Source organism: Pseudomonas sp. PDM01 (genome assembly GCF_014852325.1).
GTDB classification, from domain to species: Bacteria; Pseudomonadota; Gammaproteobacteria; order Pseudomonadales; family Pseudomonadaceae; genus Aquipseudomonas; species Aquipseudomonas migulae.
Genome location: NZ_JACVBK010000001.1, coordinates 904,144 through 922,887, shown reverse-complemented (window position 1 = coordinate 922,887; position 18,744 = coordinate 904,144). Strand labels below are relative to the sequence as shown.

Here is an 18,744-nt window from a genome sequence, read left to right as displayed (position 1 = left end):
ACCCCTTCGCGGGCAAGCCTCGCTCCTACAGGGGGGGGGGCGGTTATTTCTTCATGATTGATGTGAACAGGTCCGACTCCAGGAATCGTTGTAGCCACGCCTGCAACCGCACGTAAGGCGTCTGCCCGAACCATTCGCGATCGACATGGGCGAACTGCCGTACGAACGGCATCAACGCCACATCCGCCAGGCTCGGCACCGCCAGCAAGTAATCGCGGCCCTCCAGCAACGCCTCCAGCCTGCGCAAGAACACCTCACCCTCGCTGCGATAAAACGCCATTGGCTGCTCGGGATAACGCTCGGCGTACTTGTAGCGATTCAGATGCACCTTGAACACCTGATCGTTCTCTTCGATCAGCGCCGCGATCTGCGCTTGCCCCACAGGATCATCCTTGAGCAACCAATCCTGCGGATCGTTCTGTTCCAATGCCCAGTGCATGATCGCCAGGCTCTCATCGATCACTTGGTCGTCGACGCTCAGCACCGGCACCGTGCCTTTGCTCGACAGCGCGAGCATCTCGGCAGGCTTGGCCTTCAGGCTGACCTCGACGATGTTCACGGCAACGTCCGAGTAACGCAGGGCCATCCGCGCCCGCATGGCGTACGGGCAGCGGCGGAAGGAGTACAGCGTGGTCATTTCACCTCCAGGGTACTCAGGCCGTTGCCCTGACGATGGACCTGGATCTGCACCGGGATCCGTTCGTGCATTTCCTGGACGTGGGAAATTACCGCGACCTTGCGGCCCTGAGCCTGCAAGCCATCGAGGGCATCCATCGCCAGTTGTAGGGATTCCGGATCGAGGCTGCCGAAGCCTTCGTCGATGAACAGCGATTCGATTTTCAGCGTGCTCGACGCCATCGAAGCCAGGCCCAATGCCAGGGCCAGCGACACCAGGAACGTCTCGCCGCCGGACAGCGAATGCACCGAGCGCAGCTCGTCGCCCATCTCGGTGTCCATCACCAGCAAGCCCAGCATGCTGCCGCCGCGTTTGAGGCGATAGCGCCGCACCAGTTGCCGCAACTGCACGTTGGCGTGATGCACCAGCAGGTCGAGGTTGTAGGCCTGGGCGATCTTGCGGAAGGTGTCGCCGGTCGCGGAGCCGATCAAGGCATTCAAGCGCGCCCAGCGCTGATACTCGCTGTAAGCGTCGGCGATCTGTTGCGCCAGGGCCTGATTGGCGTTCTGCCGGCGCTGGTCCTCGGCCTGTTCGGCGCGCAGTTCGGCGCAACGGTGCTCGCTGGCGGCAAACTGGTTTTGCAGCTCGGACAGGGCAGTGTCCAGTTGCGCGGCATCGAGATTACCGTTGTGCTGCGCCTGATGACTGGCCAGACGCTTGTCGCGTTCCTGCAACAACACCTTGGCTTGTTCGATGGCTTTTTCGTTGTGCTGCAACCGTTGACGCAACTCGCTGACCTGCTGGTCGTCGACGCTCAGCAACTGCTCAAGGCCACCGTCATCCAGTTCCGGATGCAAGGCGCGCCAGTCGGCAATCTTCAGGCCCAGTTCACGATCTTCGCTTTCAAGGGCGAGCAGGCGGTCTTGCTGCGCTTTCAGTTCCGCTGCCAATTGCACCAGGCGCGTGCGCACCGATTGCAGTTCCTGACTGACGGTCGCCTGGGCATTGCGCGCCTGTTCGACGGCTTGATCCAGTTGCTGTTGCCAGTGTTCGGCGCTGCTGTGGGAACCGAGCAGTTGCGTCAGTTGCTGCTGGCAAGCCTGTTGCTGCTCGGTGAGCGTGGTGAACTGGCGCTGAGCGGTTTCCAGCTGCTGGACGCGGGTCAGTTGACGATCCTGTTCCTTCTCCAGCGTCTGCTGGCGTTGTAGCTGTTCGCTCAGTTCATCGCGTTGCTGGTCGAGTTGCTCCAGGCGCTGGGCGATCTGCCGGTCGAGCTGCATGAAGGTCGCAGCCGGTTCGTTGCGCAAGGCGTCCAGTGTGTCGGCCGGGAGCAGGGTGCTGAACGCGATCAGCTCTTCGTCCAGGCGCTGACGGTCATTGCTCAACTCGCGTTGCTGGTTGGCCAGGTGCTGGGTCGCCTGCTGACTCGCGGTTTCGGCGTTGCGCAGTTGCTGTTGCAGGCGCGTGGCGTCCTGCTGCAGGGTGAGCAGGGCGGTCTGGCGCTGTTCGTCCTGCGTGATGCTTTGGTTCAACTGGCTGTTTTGCTGGTTCAACCAGGCATCGCGTTTGGCGCTGTCCTGGGTGAAAAGCTGCGCGGATAACGGGTGCGCATCGAGGCTCGGTGCCAGGCTTTGCTGCTGAGCGAGCAGTTGTTCCTGCTGTTGCAGCAATTCCTTCTGTTGCGCAATCACGCCGCCGACTTCGGTACGCAGGTCGGTGAGTTTTTCCTTGAGCGAATCCACCGCTTTTTGCGCGTTGGCCTGTTCGCTTTCATCATGGCGGCCGAGGCTTTGCAGCAGCGCTTCCGGTTGATGATAAGGATGGTCCGGGCTGCCGCAGACCGGGCAGGGCTGATCATCCTGCAATTGCTCGCGAAGTTCTTCGACACTGGCGCTGCGTGCCAGACGCTGACGTTCCAGCAGTTCGCGGGTCACCGTCAGGGTCTGTTCGGCCACGGTCAATTCGTTTTTGGTTTTCACCCCGTCCTGGGTCAGGCGGTCGCGCTCCTGCTGGGCAACGGTTTGACGTTGCTGCAATTCGGCGATGCGCTTGTCCAGTTCCTGCTGGCCAGTCCACAGCCGCGTCAGCTCTTCAATGGCGCGCAGTTGCTTGCGGTTGTCCTGCAACAGAGTGCCCAGCAGCTGGATCTGTTCGGCCACCGCATCAGGCTCGGCGCCGGCCTCTTTGTAGAGCACTTCCAGATTCTGTTTTTGCGCCGCCAATTCCTCGGCGGCGTGGGTGGCGTTCTGCTCCAGAGAGGCCAGTTCCGCCTGCCCCTTGTTCAGGCGATTGCCGATCAGCATCAATTGTTGCAAGCGGTCGCGGTAGGCGTTCCAGGCATCGCTGAGCGGCGCCAGATGGGTGCTTTGCTCAAGTTCGGCGGCAATCCGTTGCAGACGCTCGGCAACCCGATTCTGCTGCTCAAGCAAACCTTGAATCGTCTGTTGGCCTTCGGAGCAGGCCCGTTCCGCTTGCTGCTTGAGGTCGGCGCTGAGGCCGGTGTCCTTGATCAGGCGGGCGAGGGTGCTTTGCGCCTCAAAGGCCTGACGCAGCAGTGGCGCGCTTGAAGTGTGTTGGCTTTGCGCCTCGATCAGCGCGGTTTGCGCCGCGCTGAGACTGTGTTCGAGTTGCGTCTGACGGGTTTGCAGATCCTGTTCTTGCCCGGTGTGCTGCTGGATCTGCGCGGCCAGCGGCGTGAGCTGGGCGGTCAGTTCGGTCTTGCGGGCGAACTGGTGCCGTTGTGGTGCCAGTTGTTCCAGTCGAGTCAGCTTCAAGCGGTCGCTGGCCAGGTTTTCCCAATCCTGCCGGGCGCTGGTCAGTTGCTCGGTGGCGCTGAGCTGCTCGTCCTGCAATTGGCGCAGCTCTTTCAGCCAGGTGTGTTGCAACTCCAACTGTTTGAGTTGCGCCTGTTGAGTCTTCAATTGCTGCTGTGCTTCGTTGAAGCGTTCATCCAGTTCTGCGCGGGCTTCGGTCGACAGCGGCGTGACGCCGGTGGCCTGATCCTGCAACAGCTTGTGCGCTTCACGGGCCTCTTTGGCCTTGTCGAAGGCGCGACGGCCGAGACGCGTGTAGAGCGCGGTGTCGGTGAGTTTTTCCAGCAGTTCGCTGCGTTCGTTGTCGTTGGCCTTGAGGAACGCACTGAATTCGCTCTGGGCCAGCAACACGGCACGGGTGAATTGCTCGAAGTTCAGGCCCAGGACTGCTTCGAGCTGGACCTTGAATTCAACCTTCTGACTGGCCAGCAGTTGATCCAGATCGATGTCGCGCAGGCTCTGACGGCTGTGTTGCAGCTTGCCGCCGGCCTTTTCCCGGGCGCGATTGGCTTCCCAGCGAGCGCGGTAGCGACGGCCATCGATGCCGACGAAATCCACTTCGGCATAGCCTTCGCCCGTACCGCGACGCAGTAACGTGCGCGGGTCGCCGGTGCTGATTTCACCGTCGGCGTCCGGCGCTTTGGCCGACACTTGCGCGTTGCTCAACCGCGGCACGGCGCCGAACAGCGCCAGGCACAAGGCATCGAGCAAGGTGCTTTTGCCGGCACCGGTCGGCCCGGTGATGGCGAACAAACCGGCGCTGGCCAACGGCTCGGCGGTGAAGTCGATTTCAAACGGCCCGGCCAGGGAGGCGAGGTTTTTCAGGCGGATCGCGAGAATTTTCATGGCTGTTCGCTCTCCATTTGCACGTCTTGCAACAGCTCGGCGAAGTCCTTCAGCGTTTGCTCATCGACCTCGCTGCCGTAGTTGTCCTGCCAGGCGCGGCTGAACAATTCCTGGGGCGTGAGCTGGTCCAGTTCAACCAGGGTCGCACCGTCATCGAGGCCATCACGGCTGCCGTTTCCGGCGTACTCAGCGGCGATGCGCACCAGGCGCACGGCTTTGCCTTGCAGGGCGGTTTCGACCTGATGGCGCAAGTCGGGTTGTGGCTCGTCGAGGCGCACCCGCACTTCCAGCCACGGCTGCCGTTGAACGTCGGCGAGCAAGTCGATGTTCGGCAGGTCGCCCAGTTGCAGCAGGATGTCGGCCAGAGGCGCCGGGCCGATACGTTGCAGGTTGACGGCGCGGGGAATCAGTTTCGGTTCGACGCTGATCAGGGTTTCGCCGTCGAGCTGGACGTCGAGAATCTGATGCTGATAACCGATTTCGGAGAACGACAATGGAATCGGCGAGCCGCTGTAGCGAATGCGCTCTTCACCGTTGACCTTCTGCGGTTTGTGCAAGTGGCCAAGGGCAACGTAGCTGATGCTCGGGCCGAAGAGGCTGGCGGGCAGCGCTTCGGCGTTGCCGATGATCAAGCTGCGCTCGGAATCTTCGGACACCGAACCGCCGGCCATGTGCGCATGACTGATGGCAATCAGCGCCTGACCTTTCTTGCGCTTGGCGTTGGCGGCTTCGATCAGCCATTCGTGAACCTGGCCAATCCCGCGCAGGTAGTTGTCGCCCAGGTGCGCGCCGGTCACTTCGGCAGGTCGCAAAAATGGCAACGCCAGGCACCAGGCGACGGTTTTGCCCTTGGCGTCCGGCAGTGGCAGCAGCAGGCGCTCGGCGTCGAGTTGGCCGTCATCCAGCCACAACACACGACCCAGCGCATGCGTGCGCAAACGGCGCATCAACGGTGCAGGCAATTCGATGCGCGAGCCGGAGTCATGATTGCCGGCGATCATCACGATGGTCAGCTTCGGCTGCTGTTCGTGGGCGCTGACGATGAAATCGTAGAGGCGTTCCTGGGCTTTGACCGGTGGATTGACCGTGTCGAAGATATCGCCGGCGATCAACAGCACATCGGGCTGGTCCAGTTTCAGTTGATGCAGCAACCAATCGAGGAAACAGCCGTGCTCGAAATCGCGTTCCTGGCCGTGCAGGTTCTGCCCAAGGTGCCAGTCGGAGGTGTGAAACAGACGCAAGGCGAGCTCCGTAGGAAATAAGGTGATGGCCGCGTGGGAATTGACAGCGGCGAAAGGGGAGAGAGTTTACGGGTAAAGCGACACCAAACCTACTGCAGGAACTGGCCACCACAACCTCAAGGGCCTCTTCGCCGGCAAGCCTGGCTCCTACAGGGATTCGCGCCGCCCCCGGCCTTGTAGGAGCGAGGCTTGCCCGCGAAGGCGGCCTTGAGCGCGACGCGGAACTCGGGATCGCTTCGCCGGCAAGCCGGCTCCTACAGGATTGGGGTTACTTCGGGTAGAGCGGTGGCAGGCCGCTGTCGCCGACCGGGTCTTGAACCCGCTCGGCAATCGGGATTGCCTTGATCGCGCGCCACAGCTCTTCACCTTGCCAATGCTGGCCGGTTTCGCTGTACAGCGCCCCGTTCAAACCATCCAGCGCGTCCGACAACGGCACGAAACGCGCCGCCATGTCGGCCAGGGTTTCCGGTTGTTGCCGGGCCCAGGCGTCGAGGGCCTGGCGGGTGGCGTGGGAGTCGTTGGCCTGACAGGCGCGCTTGAGGTCGTCGAGCACGGTACGCGGGCTCGGGCCGGTCTGGGCCGCGCGCAGGATCGCCGGTTGCCAGCGGGCACGCCACCAGAGGCCGAATCCCAGCAGGGTGGTGCAGGCGAGAATGACGGTGCTGAGTTTCCACCACCAGAGCGCTTCATTGTCGGCAGGGGAAATGACCAGCGGCGTACCGGCCGGGGTATCGACCATCAAGCCCGGGTTGTTGGCTACTTGCAGCGTCCGCGCCGGCAGGCTGCTGTGTTCCAGATGATCTTCGAAGGTGTTCCACCAGACCACATCCACAGCCGGCAACTCGACGTTCCCCCGCTGGACAGGCACCAGTGCCTCACGGTCCTCGCGGCTGCCGATCAGGCCGCGCTCGCTATTCTGGTTGACCAGCACCGGCTGATCCGGATAGCGCCGTAAGCCGTTGACGTCGGTGGCCGGCAATGGCGGCAGTTGTGAACTGGCCAAACCTTCGGCTTCCAAAATCAGGCTGCGAGTCAGAGAGTCACCCACTTGCGTGTGATCCGGTTCCGGATTCCAGCTCTCGCTCAGGGTCAGGCTGCGGGCCGGCAGCCAAGGCACGTCAGCCGGGTAAGTGGCAGGTTTCGGCTTGACGGTCAGCGGCAGTTCGACCGAGCTGACACGCATCAATTTGCCGGATTTCGGCACCTGGGACTCGACGTCCTTGGCCGGCTGCGCGTCCACCAGCGTGGCGCTGAAGATCTGCGCCGGAATGGTCAACTGGCCGCTGTGTTGCGGGTAGATCGCGTAGCGCAATTCGATCACGCCATGGCGCAGGCCGTTGATGTCTTTTTCGTAAGTGCGCGACTCGCCCAACTGCTCGATGCGCGCATCGGGAATCTGCAGCGGAGTCAGGCTGCTGTCGTCATACAGCGACACGGAATGGTAGATGCGCAAGGTCAGGAGCGCCTGGGCCTGCACGTACACGCTGTTTTGATCGAGGCTGGCTTCGATGAATACCGGGGCCAGTTTTTGCGTGCTGTCCTGGGTTTCGCTCTCGACCACTTGCAAGGTGATCGGCTGGCTCTGCACATCGCCCAGTTGCAGCGACGGAATCACCACGCTGCCGTTCTGGCGAGGCAGCAGGGTGATGATCCAGCGGGTGGTGGCGCCGTTGCCGCCGTTAAGGGTCGTCAACTGGTTGACCTGGCGGGTGCCGCGCACTTCAAACAGCGGCTCCAGCGCCGTCAGGTCGGGCTTGCCGAACTGGGTGACATCGTTGGACTCCAGGGTCAGCTCGACCGTTTCGCCGGAGTTCAGGCGACTGCGGTCGACACTGGCGACCAGTTGCGCAGCCTGGGCCTGAACGGTCCAGATAAACAGAGCAAGCATGAAAGCGGTGAAGCGGGTCATCGGGTTTTTTCCTGATCCTGATGTTGCTGCTGTTCGTACCAGAATTTGCGCCTGAGCAATTCGCCCGGGTCGTCCGGGATCTTGCGCAGCCATTGTTCCAGCGCCTGGCGCTGTTCGCCATCGATGGTATCGCTGGCAGGGCGCAACGGCGGGGTGGTGCTTTGTTCGTCGCCCAACTCGCTGCCGGGCACCTCATTGGTGCCGGGGCGCGCCGGTGTCGTATCCGACTGTTCTGCATCGGGTGCCGTGGTCTGGGCATCGGACTTCGGTTCGCCACTGTTCGACTGTTGGGTGGCTGCGCCCGGCGGTGGTTCCTGCGGGGTCCCGGCCTCGTCGCCTTCGGTTTTGTCCGGTTCAACGGGTGCCGGCGTATTTTTCTGCTTGATCAAGCTTTCCACCAAGGCCTTGTTGGTCTGCGCCGGGCGCAGATCCGGTTGCCGCTCCAGTGCCTGATCGTAAGCATCCAGCGCGGCTTCCAACTCACCGCCTTTGGCCAGGGCGTTGCCACGATTGTAGTGGGCGTGGGCATCATTGCCTTCGGCGAACCGCTGGGCGGCGCCACTGTAGTCGCCGGCCTCGTAGAGCGCCACGCCTTGCCATTGCCGATCCTGGAAATGCTGCGCGGCCTCGGCCGGACGCTTCTTTTTCAACAGATGCAGGCCTTGCTGGTCAGGGCGCAACCACAAGTCTTCGAAGTCGAAGGCATAGCTCGGCTGCGGCAACAGGAACAGCAGCGGCAGGCAGAGCAACCAGCCGCGTCGCCCGGCGCAGGCCGCCAACAGCAACAGCGGCAACAACAGCCAATAACCCTGATCGGCCCAGCTATCGAGACGCAGGGTCTGGCCGTCATTGCGCAAGTTGCGCGGGCCATCGAGCAAACCGAGGGCGCGCAGGTCGGCATCGTCCAGGCGCGCGTGGCGATAGCGCCCATCGAGGCCGTTGACGAACGCTTTCAGGTTCGGCTCGTCGAGGTGCGGCACCAGAATCGCGCCCTGATCATCTTTGAGGAAACTGCCATCTTCCTGAGTGATCGGTGCGCCTTCGGCGGTGCCGATGCCGAGCATCAAAAACCGGGTCGACTTGCCGTCGAGCGCCTGTTGAATGCCTTCGCGTTCCAGTTCAGTCAGGGACGAACCGATCAGCAGAATCCGGCCGTCACCCAGCGCGGCCTGATTCAGCAGCGCAAGGGCTTTGGTCACCGCGAGATCGGCGCGATGGCCGGTCTGGGGCATCAACGACGGTTTGAGCGCCTCCAGCAGATTGCGGCTGGTAGACAGGTCATCCGACAGCGGCACCAGCGTGTGTGCGCTGCCGGCGTAGACGACGATGGCGGTCTGGGCGTCGCTGCGGTTTTGCAGCAGGTCGAACAGCTTGCGCCGGGCCTGTTCCAGTCGGTTTGGCGTCACGTCGGTGGCGAGCATCTCCGGGGTCAGCTCAAGGATCACCACCAGCGGGTCGGCGGGTTTCTGGCTGGCTTGCTCGACGCGCTCCCAGCTCGGCCCCAACAGCGCCAGAATCGTCAGCAGCCACGCCACACCGAGGGCGACCCACGGCAATTTACTGTCGCGACCGTTGCCGCCACTGAGCAGCGCAGAATGAAAGGCCGGCGGCAGAATCATCTGCCAGCGCCCGGCGCGCTTCTGTCGATGCCAGAGTTGCCAGAGCAACCAGCCGAGCAGCGGCAACAGCAGCAGCCACCAGGGACGGAACCAGTAAGGCCACAGCGCACTCATCGGCGCCTCCGCAGGCGCAGGCGCTTGAGTCGCTGACGCCAGTCAGGCAGTTGCGTTTGCAAGAACAGATCCTTGGTAAACAGGCGCTGCAACGGGTTATCCGGCCAGCGTTCGCGCGCCACCAGCAACAGGCTCAACAGCAGCGCCATCGCCAACGGCCAGTGATACAACGCCTGCGCCGGGCGGGCCTGGGTCGGTTGCTGGGTCACGGGTTCCAGTTGATCGAGGGTTTCCTTGATCGTTTGCAATTCCTTGCCGTCGCGAGCGCGGAAATACTGGCCGCCCGTGGCGGCGGCAATGGCTTTCAGCGCAGGCTCGTCGAGGTCCAGGCTCGGGTTGATGCCGAGGAATCCTGCGGTGCCGCTTTGCTCGGGATCGGCGCCGATGCCGATCGGGTAGATTTTCACGCCTTCCTTGGCCGCCAGCCGCGCGGCGGTCAGCGGGTCGATTTCGCCGCCGTTGTTGGCACCATCGGTGACCAGAATCAGCACACGGCTTTGCGCCGGACGCAGGCGCAGGCGTTTGAGCGCGAGACCGATGGCGTCGCCGATGGCGGTGTTCTTGCCGGCGATGCCGATGCGCGCTTCGTCGAGCCAGACCCGCACGGTGCGCCGGTCAAAGGTCAGCGGTGCTTGCAGGTACGCTCTGCTGCCGAACAGGATCAGGCCGACACGGTCGCCTTCGCGTCGCTCGAGAAAATCACCGAGCAAATGTTGCACCAGCGTAAGGCGGCTGACCTCATCGTCCTGCCACTGCATGTCAGGGAAATCCATGGAACCGGAAACGTCCACCGCCACCAGCAAGTCACGGCCACTGGCGGCAATCGGCAACGGTTCGCCGAGCCATTGTGGGCGCGCTGCAGCGATCAGCAAAAACAGCCACAGCAGGATGAACGGCGCTTGTTGCCGCCAGGCTGGCAGGTTGGCCCGGGCACGGCGCCGGGCCAGGCCTTCGAGGTCACTGAGGAAACTGACTTTTAGCGCCGGTTCGCCGCTGTCGGCCACCGGCAGCACGATGCGCATCAACCACGGCAGCGGCAGCAGGGCGAAGATCCACGGCCAGGCGAACTCAAACATGTTTGCGAATCCACGTGTCGACGGCTTGGGTCAGGCCGGCGATGGCCTTGTCGTCGAGTTTGCATTCGGGTTTGTAGGCGCCTTCGACCAGTACCATCCAGCGCGTCAGCCCGGCGGCCGGGCAACGGTTGTCGAGAAACGCCAGCCATTTGCGCCCGTTGAGGGTGTGGCTCTGGCTGTAGGGGTAATGGTTGCGGCACAGGCGTTTGAGCAAGCCATTGAGTTGCTGCAGCCAGGCACCGGCCGGTGCGCCGTCGTAAGGTTTGGGCATCAGCGCCAGTTCGGCCAGTGCGGCGATGCGCACCGGGTCCAGCGGTTGTTCGGCGCGCACGATGGGGCGCTTGTTCGGCAGGAAACGCCGGGCCTTCCACAGGCCGAAGCCGATCAGCGGCAGTAACAACAGCAAAAACCACCAGCCCGGTGCCGGTGGCCAAAAGCCAATCGGCGGCGGGGAAATCAGCGGTTGCAGTTGATCGAGGCTGCTCATCGATATTTCCCCGGTTTTTGCGGGTTCAGGTACTCGCGCAGTTGTTCGACCATCTCGCTCTGGGTGCTCAGGGGCATCAACAACACCCGCAGTTTTTGCGCGAGCAATTCCCAATGGGCGATGCGCGCTTCGGCCTGGGCGCGGTAAGTCTGGCGCAGGTCGAAATTCAACGTGTCGAGTTCCAGTTGCGCGCCGCGTTCGGCAAAGCGCAAAAGGCCGGCAGCGGGCAGGGCGTGGTCCAGTGGGTCGGACAGTGGCAGCAGCAACAGGTCGCAATGGCGCGACAGCAGGCTCAATTGCTGCTCGGAGCCCTCAGTCAGCGCGCGCTCGTCGCAGATCACGATCACCAGGCTGCCGGGGCGCAGCACCTCCCGGGCACGACGCAAGGCCAGGTTGAGGGCATCGCGGTTCTGCTCGCTTTCGGTGTGCAACGACTGATTGACACGCACCAGGCGGTTGAGAAATTGCAGCAGGCTTTGTTTGCTGCGCCGGGGCTTGATTTCGTAGTGTTCGTTATCGCCGAACACCAGCCCGCCGACCCGATCATTATGGCCGAGCGCGGCCCAGCCGATCAGGCTGGCGGCCTGGGCGGCGAGCACCGATTTGAACATCAGCCCCGAACCGAAAAACAGCCGTCGGCTCTGTTCGACCATGATGAAAATCGGTCGTTCGCGTTCTTCGTGGAACAGCTTGGTGTGCGGCTCCTGGGTTCGGGCGGTGACGCGCCAGTCGATGCTGCGCACGTCGTCGCCGGCCTGATAGACCCGCACCTGATCGAAATCGACACCACGACCACGCAGCTTGGAGTGGTGCAGGCCGATCAGCGGGCTGCGCTGGCTCGGCGTGGAAAACAGCTGCACTTCACGCACACGATGGCGCATCTCGATCAGCTCGGCGAGGCTGACGCGGATGCCCGGCTCGGGCGGCAGAATGACGTTCATCGGGGTCAAGCGACGGCTACGACGTCGAGAATCCGCTGGACCACCCGGTCCTGGTCGATGCCAGCGGCTTCGGCTTCAAAGGACAGAATGATGCGGTGACGCAACACGTCGAACAGCACCGCTTGAATGTCTTCCGGGCTGACGAAGTCGCGACCGGCCAGCCAGGCGTGGGCGCGGGCACAGCGGTCGAGGGCAATCGAACCGCGCGGGCTGGCGCCGTAGGCAATCCACTCGGCCATCTCCGGGTCGAACTTGGCCGGCGTGCGCGTGGCCATGACCAGTTGCACCAGGTATTCCTCCACGGCGTCGGCCATGTACAGACCGAGGATTTCCTTGCGGGCGGCGAAAATGGCCTGCTGGCTGACCCGGCGCTCCGGTTTGGTTTCACCGTTCAAGGCTTCGCCACGGGCCTGTTGCAGGATGCGGCGTTCGACGGTGGCGTCCGGGAAGCCGATTTTCACGTGCATCAGGAAGCGGTCCAGCTGCGCTTCGGGCAGCGGGTATGTGCCTTCCTGCTCGATCGGGTTTTGCGTGGCCATCACCAGGAACAGCGGCGACAGCTCGTAGGTGCTGCGCCCGACACTGACCTGACGCTCGCCCATGGCTTCAAGCAAAGCCGACTGAACCTTGGCCGGGGCACGGTTGATTTCGTCCGCCAATACCAGGTTGTGGAAGATCGGGCCTTGCTGGAACACGAAACTGCCGGTTTCCGGGCGATAGATTTCCGTGCCGGTGATGTCGGCAGGCAACAGGTCAGGGGTGAACTGGATGCGATGGAACTGGGCTTCGATGCCTTCGGCGAGTTCTTTGATGGCCTTGGTCTTGGCCAGGCCGGGAGCGCCCTCGACCAGCATGTGGCCGTCGGCAAGCAGGGCGATGAGCAAGCGCTCGATGAGTTTTTCCTGGCCGAGAATCTGCGTTGAAAGAAAGGTTCGCAGCGCGAGCAGCGCTTCACGATGTTCCATCGATGACTGTTCCTGGAAAGGGTGACCGAAGACGTTCGAATAACGCCAGGGCTGGGGGCGTTACTTTAATCTATCGCGGGGGGCGGCGACTAACGGCATTTTGTGCAAATGTGCGCAGGAGGTGGGTTATCGATGTTGTTTCGGAGAATGTGGCGATCTTGCGGACGCCTTCGCGGGCAAGCCTCGCTCCTACAGGATCAGGGTAGCCGCGATATTGCGGCCGGCCTAAACCTGTAGGAGCGAGGCTTGCCCGCGAAGAGGCCCGTCCAGGCAACATCAAATCTTGCTGATGTAAGTCCCGGTCCCCTTAAGGATGTTCTGCAAGGTTTCTTCCACTTCCGCCAGATCACTCGCACTCGTGCTGTGCGTAATCTCCAGCGAATCATCCCCATTCAACGCATCCGCATCCGCCGCAGCGATTTCGATCAGCAAGCGGGTAGGGCTCAGCGTCACTTTCACGCCGTCCAGCGTTGAAGGTTCGCCATCAAGGGTGATCTCCAGCTCGTCCTCGTCCGGGTAGCGGCTCATCAGGAACATTTCACCCTGATCGCTGTGGCAGGCGAGCATGGCCATGTTGTCTTCTTCCTCGTCACACGGGTTGACGATCAACAGGGCGGTGGTCATTTTCATGGGTATTTCCTGGCTCGGCGAGCGTTGTGAACACAACAAAAGGCAATTCTGCCAGCCCTCGGGAATTTCTGCTCGGCTGACTGTCAGAGAATGTGACGTGAACATTCAGGGCGCTGTTGGTCATTTCTGGCACGAAGGTGCTGTAAATCCGGGCATAAAACGCCCAATTTCCTACACGGCTGCTAGTGTTGTCCGATGCGCAGGGCGTTGGCTGCGTGCCGATGACCGAATATGTCGCAGCGCTGCAAGCACGGGCCTTGCCGCACTGGTTAAGCTGCGCAACGGATGAGCACCTGTAAAGACATTGCGCTGTCGATCTGCCAGTCGTTTTTGCAGATGCCCATTCATGGAAGGTGAATGTGACCTGAGTGTCTCGTCCAGCTTCACCCACCTGTCACCCTGTTTCCTCTGCCCGAGAATCAGGAACCGGGTGACGGATCGCCCCGAAAGGGGTTTTGCACGCGACGCTTCCATCAATAACAAGCCCAAGCGGAGTACCACAGATGGCGTTCTTCACCGCAGCCAGCAAAGCCGACTTCCAGCACCAACTGCAAGCGGCACTGGCGCAGCACATCAGTGAACAGGCACTGCCACAAGTGGCGCTGTTCGCTGAACAATTCTTCGGCATCATTTCCCTTGACGAGCTGACCCAGCGTCGGCTGTCCGACCTCGCCGGCTGCACCCTTTCTGCGTGGCGCCTGCTTGAGCGCTTCGATCACGCGCAACCGCAGGTTCGCGTCTTCAACCCTGATTACGAACGCCACGGCTGGCAGTCGACCCACACCGCGGTCGAAGTGCTGCACCACGACCTGCCTTTCCTGGTGGACTCGGTGCGCACCGAGCTGAACCGTCGCGGCTACAGCATTCATACCCTGCAAACCACTGTGCTGAGCGTGCGTCGCGGCAGCAAAGGCGAGTTGCTGGAAATCCTGCCTAAAGGCACCCAGGGCGAAGGGATCCTGCAAGAATCCCTGATGTACCTGGAAATCGACCGCTGCGCGAACACCGCAGAACTGAATGTTCTGAGCAAAGAGCTGGAACAGGTTCTCGGTGAAGTCCGCGTCGCGGTTGCCGATTTCGAGCCGATGAAAGCCAAGGTCCAGGAAATCCTGACCGGCCTCGACAACAGCAAATTTGCGGTCGACGGCGAAGAAAAAGCTGAAATCAAAAGCTTCCTGGAATGGCTGGTGGGCAACCACTTCACCTTCCTCGGCTACGAAGAATTCGTGGTTCAGGATGAAGCCGATGGCGGCCACATCGTTTACGACCAGAATTCCTTCCTCGGCCTGACCAAACTGCTGCGCACCGGCCTGACCTACGATGACCTGCGCATCGAAGACTACGCCGTGAACTACCTGCGCGAACCGACCCTGCTGTCGTTCGCCAAGGCTGCGCACCCAAGCCGTGTACACCGTCCGGCTTACCCGGACTACGTGTCGATCCGCGAGATCGACGCCGATGGCAAGGTCATCAAGGAATGCCGTTTCATGGGCCTGTACACCTCGTCGGTGTATGGCGAGAGCGTGCGGGTCATTCCGTACATCCGCCGCAAGGTCGAAGAGATCGAACGCCGTTCCGGCTTCCAGGCCAAGGCTCACCTGGGCAAGGAACTGGCGCAGGTGGTCGAAGTGCTGCCGCGTGATGACCTGTTCCAGACCCCGGTCGACGAGCTGTTCAGCACCGTGATGTCGATCGTGCAGATCCAGGAACGCAACAAGATTCGCGTGTTCCTGCGCAAAGACCCGTACGGCCGTTTCTGCTACTGCCTGGCCTACGTGCCACGTGATATCTACTCCACCGAAGTGCGCCAGAAGATCCAGCAAGTGCTGATGGATCGCCTGAAAGCCTCGGACTGCGAGTTCTGGACCTTCTTCTCCGAGTCCGTACTGGCCCGCGTGCAACTGATTCTGCGCGTCGATCCGAAGAACCGTCTGGACATCGACCCGCTGCAACTGGAAAACGAAGTGATCCAGGCCTGCCGCAGCTGGCAGGACGACTACGCCAGCCTGGTAGTGGAAAGCTTCGGCGAAGCCCACGGCACCAACGTGCTGGCGGACTTCCCGAAAGGCTTCCCGGCCGGTTATCGCGAGCGTTTCGCTGCGCATTCGGCTGTGGTCGACATGCAGCACCTGCTGAGCCTGAACGAAAAAAATCCATTGGTGATGAGCTTCTATCAGCCACTGGGTCAGGTCTCCGGCCAGCGCGAGTTGCACTGCAAGCTGTATCACGCCGATACCCCGCTGGCCCTGTCCGACGTGTTGCCGATTCTGGAAAACCTCGGCCTGCGTGTGCTGGGTGAGTTCCCGTATCGCCTGCGTCACAACAATGGCCGCGAGTTCTGGATTCACGACTTCGCGTTCACCGCTGCCGAAGGCCTGGAACTCGACATCCAGCAACTCAACGACACCTTGCAGGACGCCTTCGTCCACATCGTGCGTGGCGATGCCGAGAACGATGCGTTCAACCGTCTGGTATTGACCGCCGGCCTGCCATGGCGCGATGTTGCGCTGCTGCGTGCCTACGCACGCTACATGAAGCAGATTCGCCTGGGCTTCGACCTCGGCTACATCGCCAGCACCCTGAACAACCACACCGACATCGCTCGCGAATTGACCCGGTTGTTCAAGACCCGTTTCTACCTGGCGCGCAAGCTGGCCACCGATGATCTGGAAGACAAGCAGCAACGTCTGGAACACGCGATTCTGGCAGCACTGGACGACGTCCAGGTGTTGAACGAAGACCGCATCCTGCGTCGCTACCTCGACCTGATCAAAGCGACCCTGCGGACCAACTTCTACCAGACCGATGCCCACGGTCAGAACAAGTCCTACTTCAGCTTCAAGTTCAACCCGCACCAGATTCCAGAGCTGCCGAAGCCGGTTCCGAAGTTCGAAATCTTCGTCTACTCGCCTCGCGTCGAAGGCGTGCACCTGCGCTTCGGCAACGTGGCTCGCGGCGGTCTGCGCTGGTCTGACCGTGAAGAAGACTTCCGTACCGAAGTCCTGGGCCTGGTAAAAGCCCAGCAAGTGAAGAACTCGGTCATCGTGCCAGTCGGCGCGAAGGGCGGCTTCCTGCCGCGTCGCCTGCCATTGGGCGGCAGCCGTGACGAGATCGCGGCCGAGGGCATCGCTTGCTACCGCATCTTCATTTCGGGCCTGTTGGACATCACCGACAACCTGAAAGACGGCGCACTGGTACCGCCGGCCAACGTCGTGCGTCATGACGACGATGACCCGTACCTGGTAGTCGCTGCGGACAAGGGCACTGCAACCTTCTCCGACATCGCCAACGGCATCGCCATCGACTACGGTTTCTGGCTGGGTGACGCGTTCGCCTCCGGTGGTTCTGCCGGTTACGACCACAAGAAAATGGGCATCACCGCCAAAGGCGCGTGGGTTGGCGTACAACGTCACTTCCGCGAGCGCGGCATCAATGTCCAGGAAGACAGCATCACCGTGGTTGGCGTCGGCGACATGGCCGGTGACGTGTTCGGTAACGGCTTGCTGATGTCCGACAAGCTGCAACTGGTCGCTGCGTTCAACCACCTGCACATCTTCATCGACCCGAACCCTGAGCCGGCGAACAGCTTCGCCGAGCGTCAGCGCCTGTTCGATCTGCCACGTTCGGCATGGTCGGATTACGACACCAGCATCATGTCGGAAGGCGGCGGGATCTTCTCGCGCAGCGCGAAAAGCATCGCGATTTCCCCGCAGATGAAAGAGCGCTTCGACATTCAGGCCGACAAGCTGACCCCGACCGAACTGCTGAATGCCTTGCTCAAGGCACCGGTAGACCTGTTGTGGAACGGCGGTATCGGTACTTACGTCAAAGCCAGCAGCGAAAGCCACGCCGATGTCGGCGACAAGGCCAACGATGCACTGCGTGTGAACGGCAACGAACTGCGCTGCAAAGTCGTGGGCGAGGGCGGTAACCTCGGTATGACCCAATTGGGTCGTGTCGAATTCGGTCTCAATGGCGGCGGTTCCAACACCGACTTCATCGACAACGCCGGTGGCGTGGATTGCTCCGACCACGAAGTGAACATCAAGATCCTGCTGAACGAAGTGGTTCACGCCGGTGACATGACCGACAAGCAACGTAACCAGTTGCTGGCGAGCATGACCGACGAAGTCGGCAGCCTGGTGCTGGGCAACAACTACAAGCAGACTCAGGCCCTGTCCCTGGCGGCCCGCCGTGCCTTCGTGCGGATTGCCGAATACAAGCGCCTGATGAACGATCTGGAAGGCCGTGGCAAGCTGGATCGCGCCATCGAGTTCCTGCCGTCGGAAGACGCGATCAACGAACGCCTCGCGGAAGGCCACGGCCTGACCCGTGCCGAGCTGTCGGTGCTGATCTCCTACAGCAAGATCGACCTCAAGGCGCAGTTGCTGGACTCCCGTGTACCGGACGACGACTACCTGACCCGCGACATGGAAACCGCTTTCCCGCCAACACTGGTGAGCAAGTTCTCCGAAGCCATGCGTCGTCACCGTCTGAAGCGCGAGATCGTCAGCACCCAGATCGCCAACGATCTGGTGAACCACATGGGCATCACCTTCGTTCAGCGACTCAAAGAGTCGACCGGCATGAGCCCGGCGAACGTGGCCGGTGCGTACGTGATCGTGCGTGACATCTTCCACCTCCCGCACTGGTTCCGTCAGATCGAAGCCCTGGATTACCAGGTTTCCGCTGACGTACAACTGGAGCTGATGGACGAGCTGATGCGTCTGGGCCGTCGCGCTACGCGCTGGTTCCTGCGTGCCCGCCGCAACGAGCAGAACGCTGCCCGTGACGTTGCGCACTTTGGTCCGCACCTGAAGGAGTTGGGTCTCAAGCTCGACGAACTGCTGAGCGGCGAGATCCACGAAAACTGGCAGTCCCGTTATCAGGCGTACGTCGAAGCCGGTGTGCCGGAGTTGCTGGCGCGCATGGTGGCTGGTACTTCACACCTGTACACGCTGCTGCCGATCATCGAGGCCTCCGACGTGACCGGCCAGAACCCTGCGGACGTGGCCAAGGCCTACTTCGCCGTGGGCAGCGCGCTGGACGTCACCTGGTACCTGCAACAGATCAGCGCTCTGCCGGTTGAAAACAACTGGCAGGCCCTGGCCCGTGAAGCGTTCCGCGATGACGTCGACTGGCAGCAACGTGCGATCACCATCTCTGTCCTGCAACAGGGCGGCGGCACTCAGGATGTGGAAACACGCCTGGCGCTGTGGATGGAAGAGAACGAAAGCATGATCGAACGCTGGCGCGCCATGCTGGTGGAAATCCGTGCAGCGAGCGGCACTGACTACGCGATGTATGCGGTAGCCAACCGTGAGTTGCTGGACCTGGCGTTGAGCGGGCAAGCGGTGGTGCCTGCCGCTGCTGTCACCGCCAGTGCCGAGCTGGAACCGGCGGCCTGATCAGTCGCTGAATGAAAAAGCCCCGCATTGAGAGATGCGGGGCTTTTTTTTCGGAGGTTTTGTGGTGTTTGGGCAGGCC

11 protein-coding genes are annotated in these 18,744 nt (G+C 61.9%); 1 reads left to right on the top strand and 10 read right to left on the bottom strand.

Annotation, left to right across the window (positions count from 1 at the left end):
- Positions 1–43 precede the first annotated feature (43 nt).
- The 10 genes from IB246_RS04105 to IB246_RS04060 all read right to left on the bottom strand — a co-directional run bounded on the left by IB246_RS04105 (position 44) and on the right by IB246_RS04060 (position 13,257).
- Positions 44–637: a glutathione S-transferase gene (locus IB246_RS04105; protein ID WP_008042882.1), complete on the bottom strand. Its 594-nt coding sequence runs from the start codon at positions 635–637 to the stop codon at positions 44–46.
- Positions 634–4,275, bottom strand: a complete 3,642-nt coding sequence (locus IB246_RS04100) for an AAA family ATPase (protein ID WP_008042884.1) — start codon at positions 4,273–4,275, stop codon at positions 634–636. The genes IB246_RS04105 and IB246_RS04100 overlap by 4 nt, the downstream gene beginning before the upstream one ends.
- Complete coding sequence (locus IB246_RS04095; protein WP_008042886.1) at positions 4,272–5,516, bottom strand: exonuclease SbcCD subunit D C-terminal domain-containing protein; 1,245 nt, start codon at positions 5,514–5,516, stop codon at positions 4,272–4,274. The genes IB246_RS04100 and IB246_RS04095 overlap by 4 nt, the downstream gene beginning before the upstream one ends.
- A gap of 268 nt (positions 5,517–5,784) precedes the next feature.
- A complete protein-coding gene (locus IB246_RS04090; protein WP_008042888.1) occupies positions 5,785–7,425 on the bottom strand; it encodes a BatD family protein in 1,641 nt (546 codons plus the stop codon).
- Positions 7,422–9,158 carry a VWA domain-containing protein gene (locus IB246_RS04085; RefSeq protein ID WP_008042894.1) on the bottom strand — a complete coding sequence of 579 codons (1,737 nt, stop codon included), beginning with the start codon at positions 9,156–9,158 and terminating at the stop codon, positions 7,422–7,424. The genes IB246_RS04090 and IB246_RS04085 overlap by 4 nt, the downstream gene beginning before the upstream one ends.
- On the bottom strand, positions 9,155–10,234 hold the full coding sequence (locus IB246_RS04080; RefSeq protein ID WP_008042895.1) for a vWA domain-containing protein: 1,080 nt from the start codon (positions 10,232–10,234) through the stop codon (positions 9,155–9,157). The genes IB246_RS04085 and IB246_RS04080 overlap by 4 nt, the downstream gene beginning before the upstream one ends.
- Complete coding sequence (locus tag IB246_RS04075; protein ID WP_008030120.1) at positions 10,227–10,721, bottom strand: DUF4381 domain-containing protein; 495 nt, start codon at positions 10,719–10,721, stop codon at positions 10,227–10,229. The genes IB246_RS04080 and IB246_RS04075 overlap by 8 nt, the downstream gene beginning before the upstream one ends.
- Positions 10,718–11,662: a DUF58 domain-containing protein gene (locus IB246_RS04070; RefSeq protein WP_008042897.1), complete on the bottom strand. Its 945-nt coding sequence runs from the start codon at positions 11,660–11,662 to the stop codon at positions 10,718–10,720. Before IB246_RS04070 ends, IB246_RS04075 begins: the two co-directional genes overlap by 4 nt.
- Before the next feature lie 5 nt (positions 11,663–11,667).
- Positions 11,668–12,627, bottom strand: coding sequence for an AAA family ATPase (locus IB246_RS04065; RefSeq protein ID WP_008030123.1), 960 nt, complete (start codon positions 12,625–12,627; stop codon positions 11,668–11,670).
- 276 nt (positions 12,628–12,903) lie between these two features.
- Positions 12,904–13,257 (bottom strand): hypothetical protein, encoded by a 354-nt coding sequence (locus tag IB246_RS04060; protein ID WP_008042899.1) that lies wholly within the window; start codon positions 13,255–13,257, stop codon positions 12,904–12,906.
- Positions 13,258–13,760: 503 nt separating this feature from the next.
- Between IB246_RS04060 and IB246_RS04055 the strand changes: the two genes are divergently transcribed.
- Complete coding sequence (locus IB246_RS04055; RefSeq protein WP_008042900.1) at positions 13,761–18,665, top strand: NAD-glutamate dehydrogenase; 4,905 nt, start codon at positions 13,761–13,763, stop codon at positions 18,663–18,665.
- The last annotated feature ends 79 nt before the right edge of the window (positions 18,666–18,744 follow it).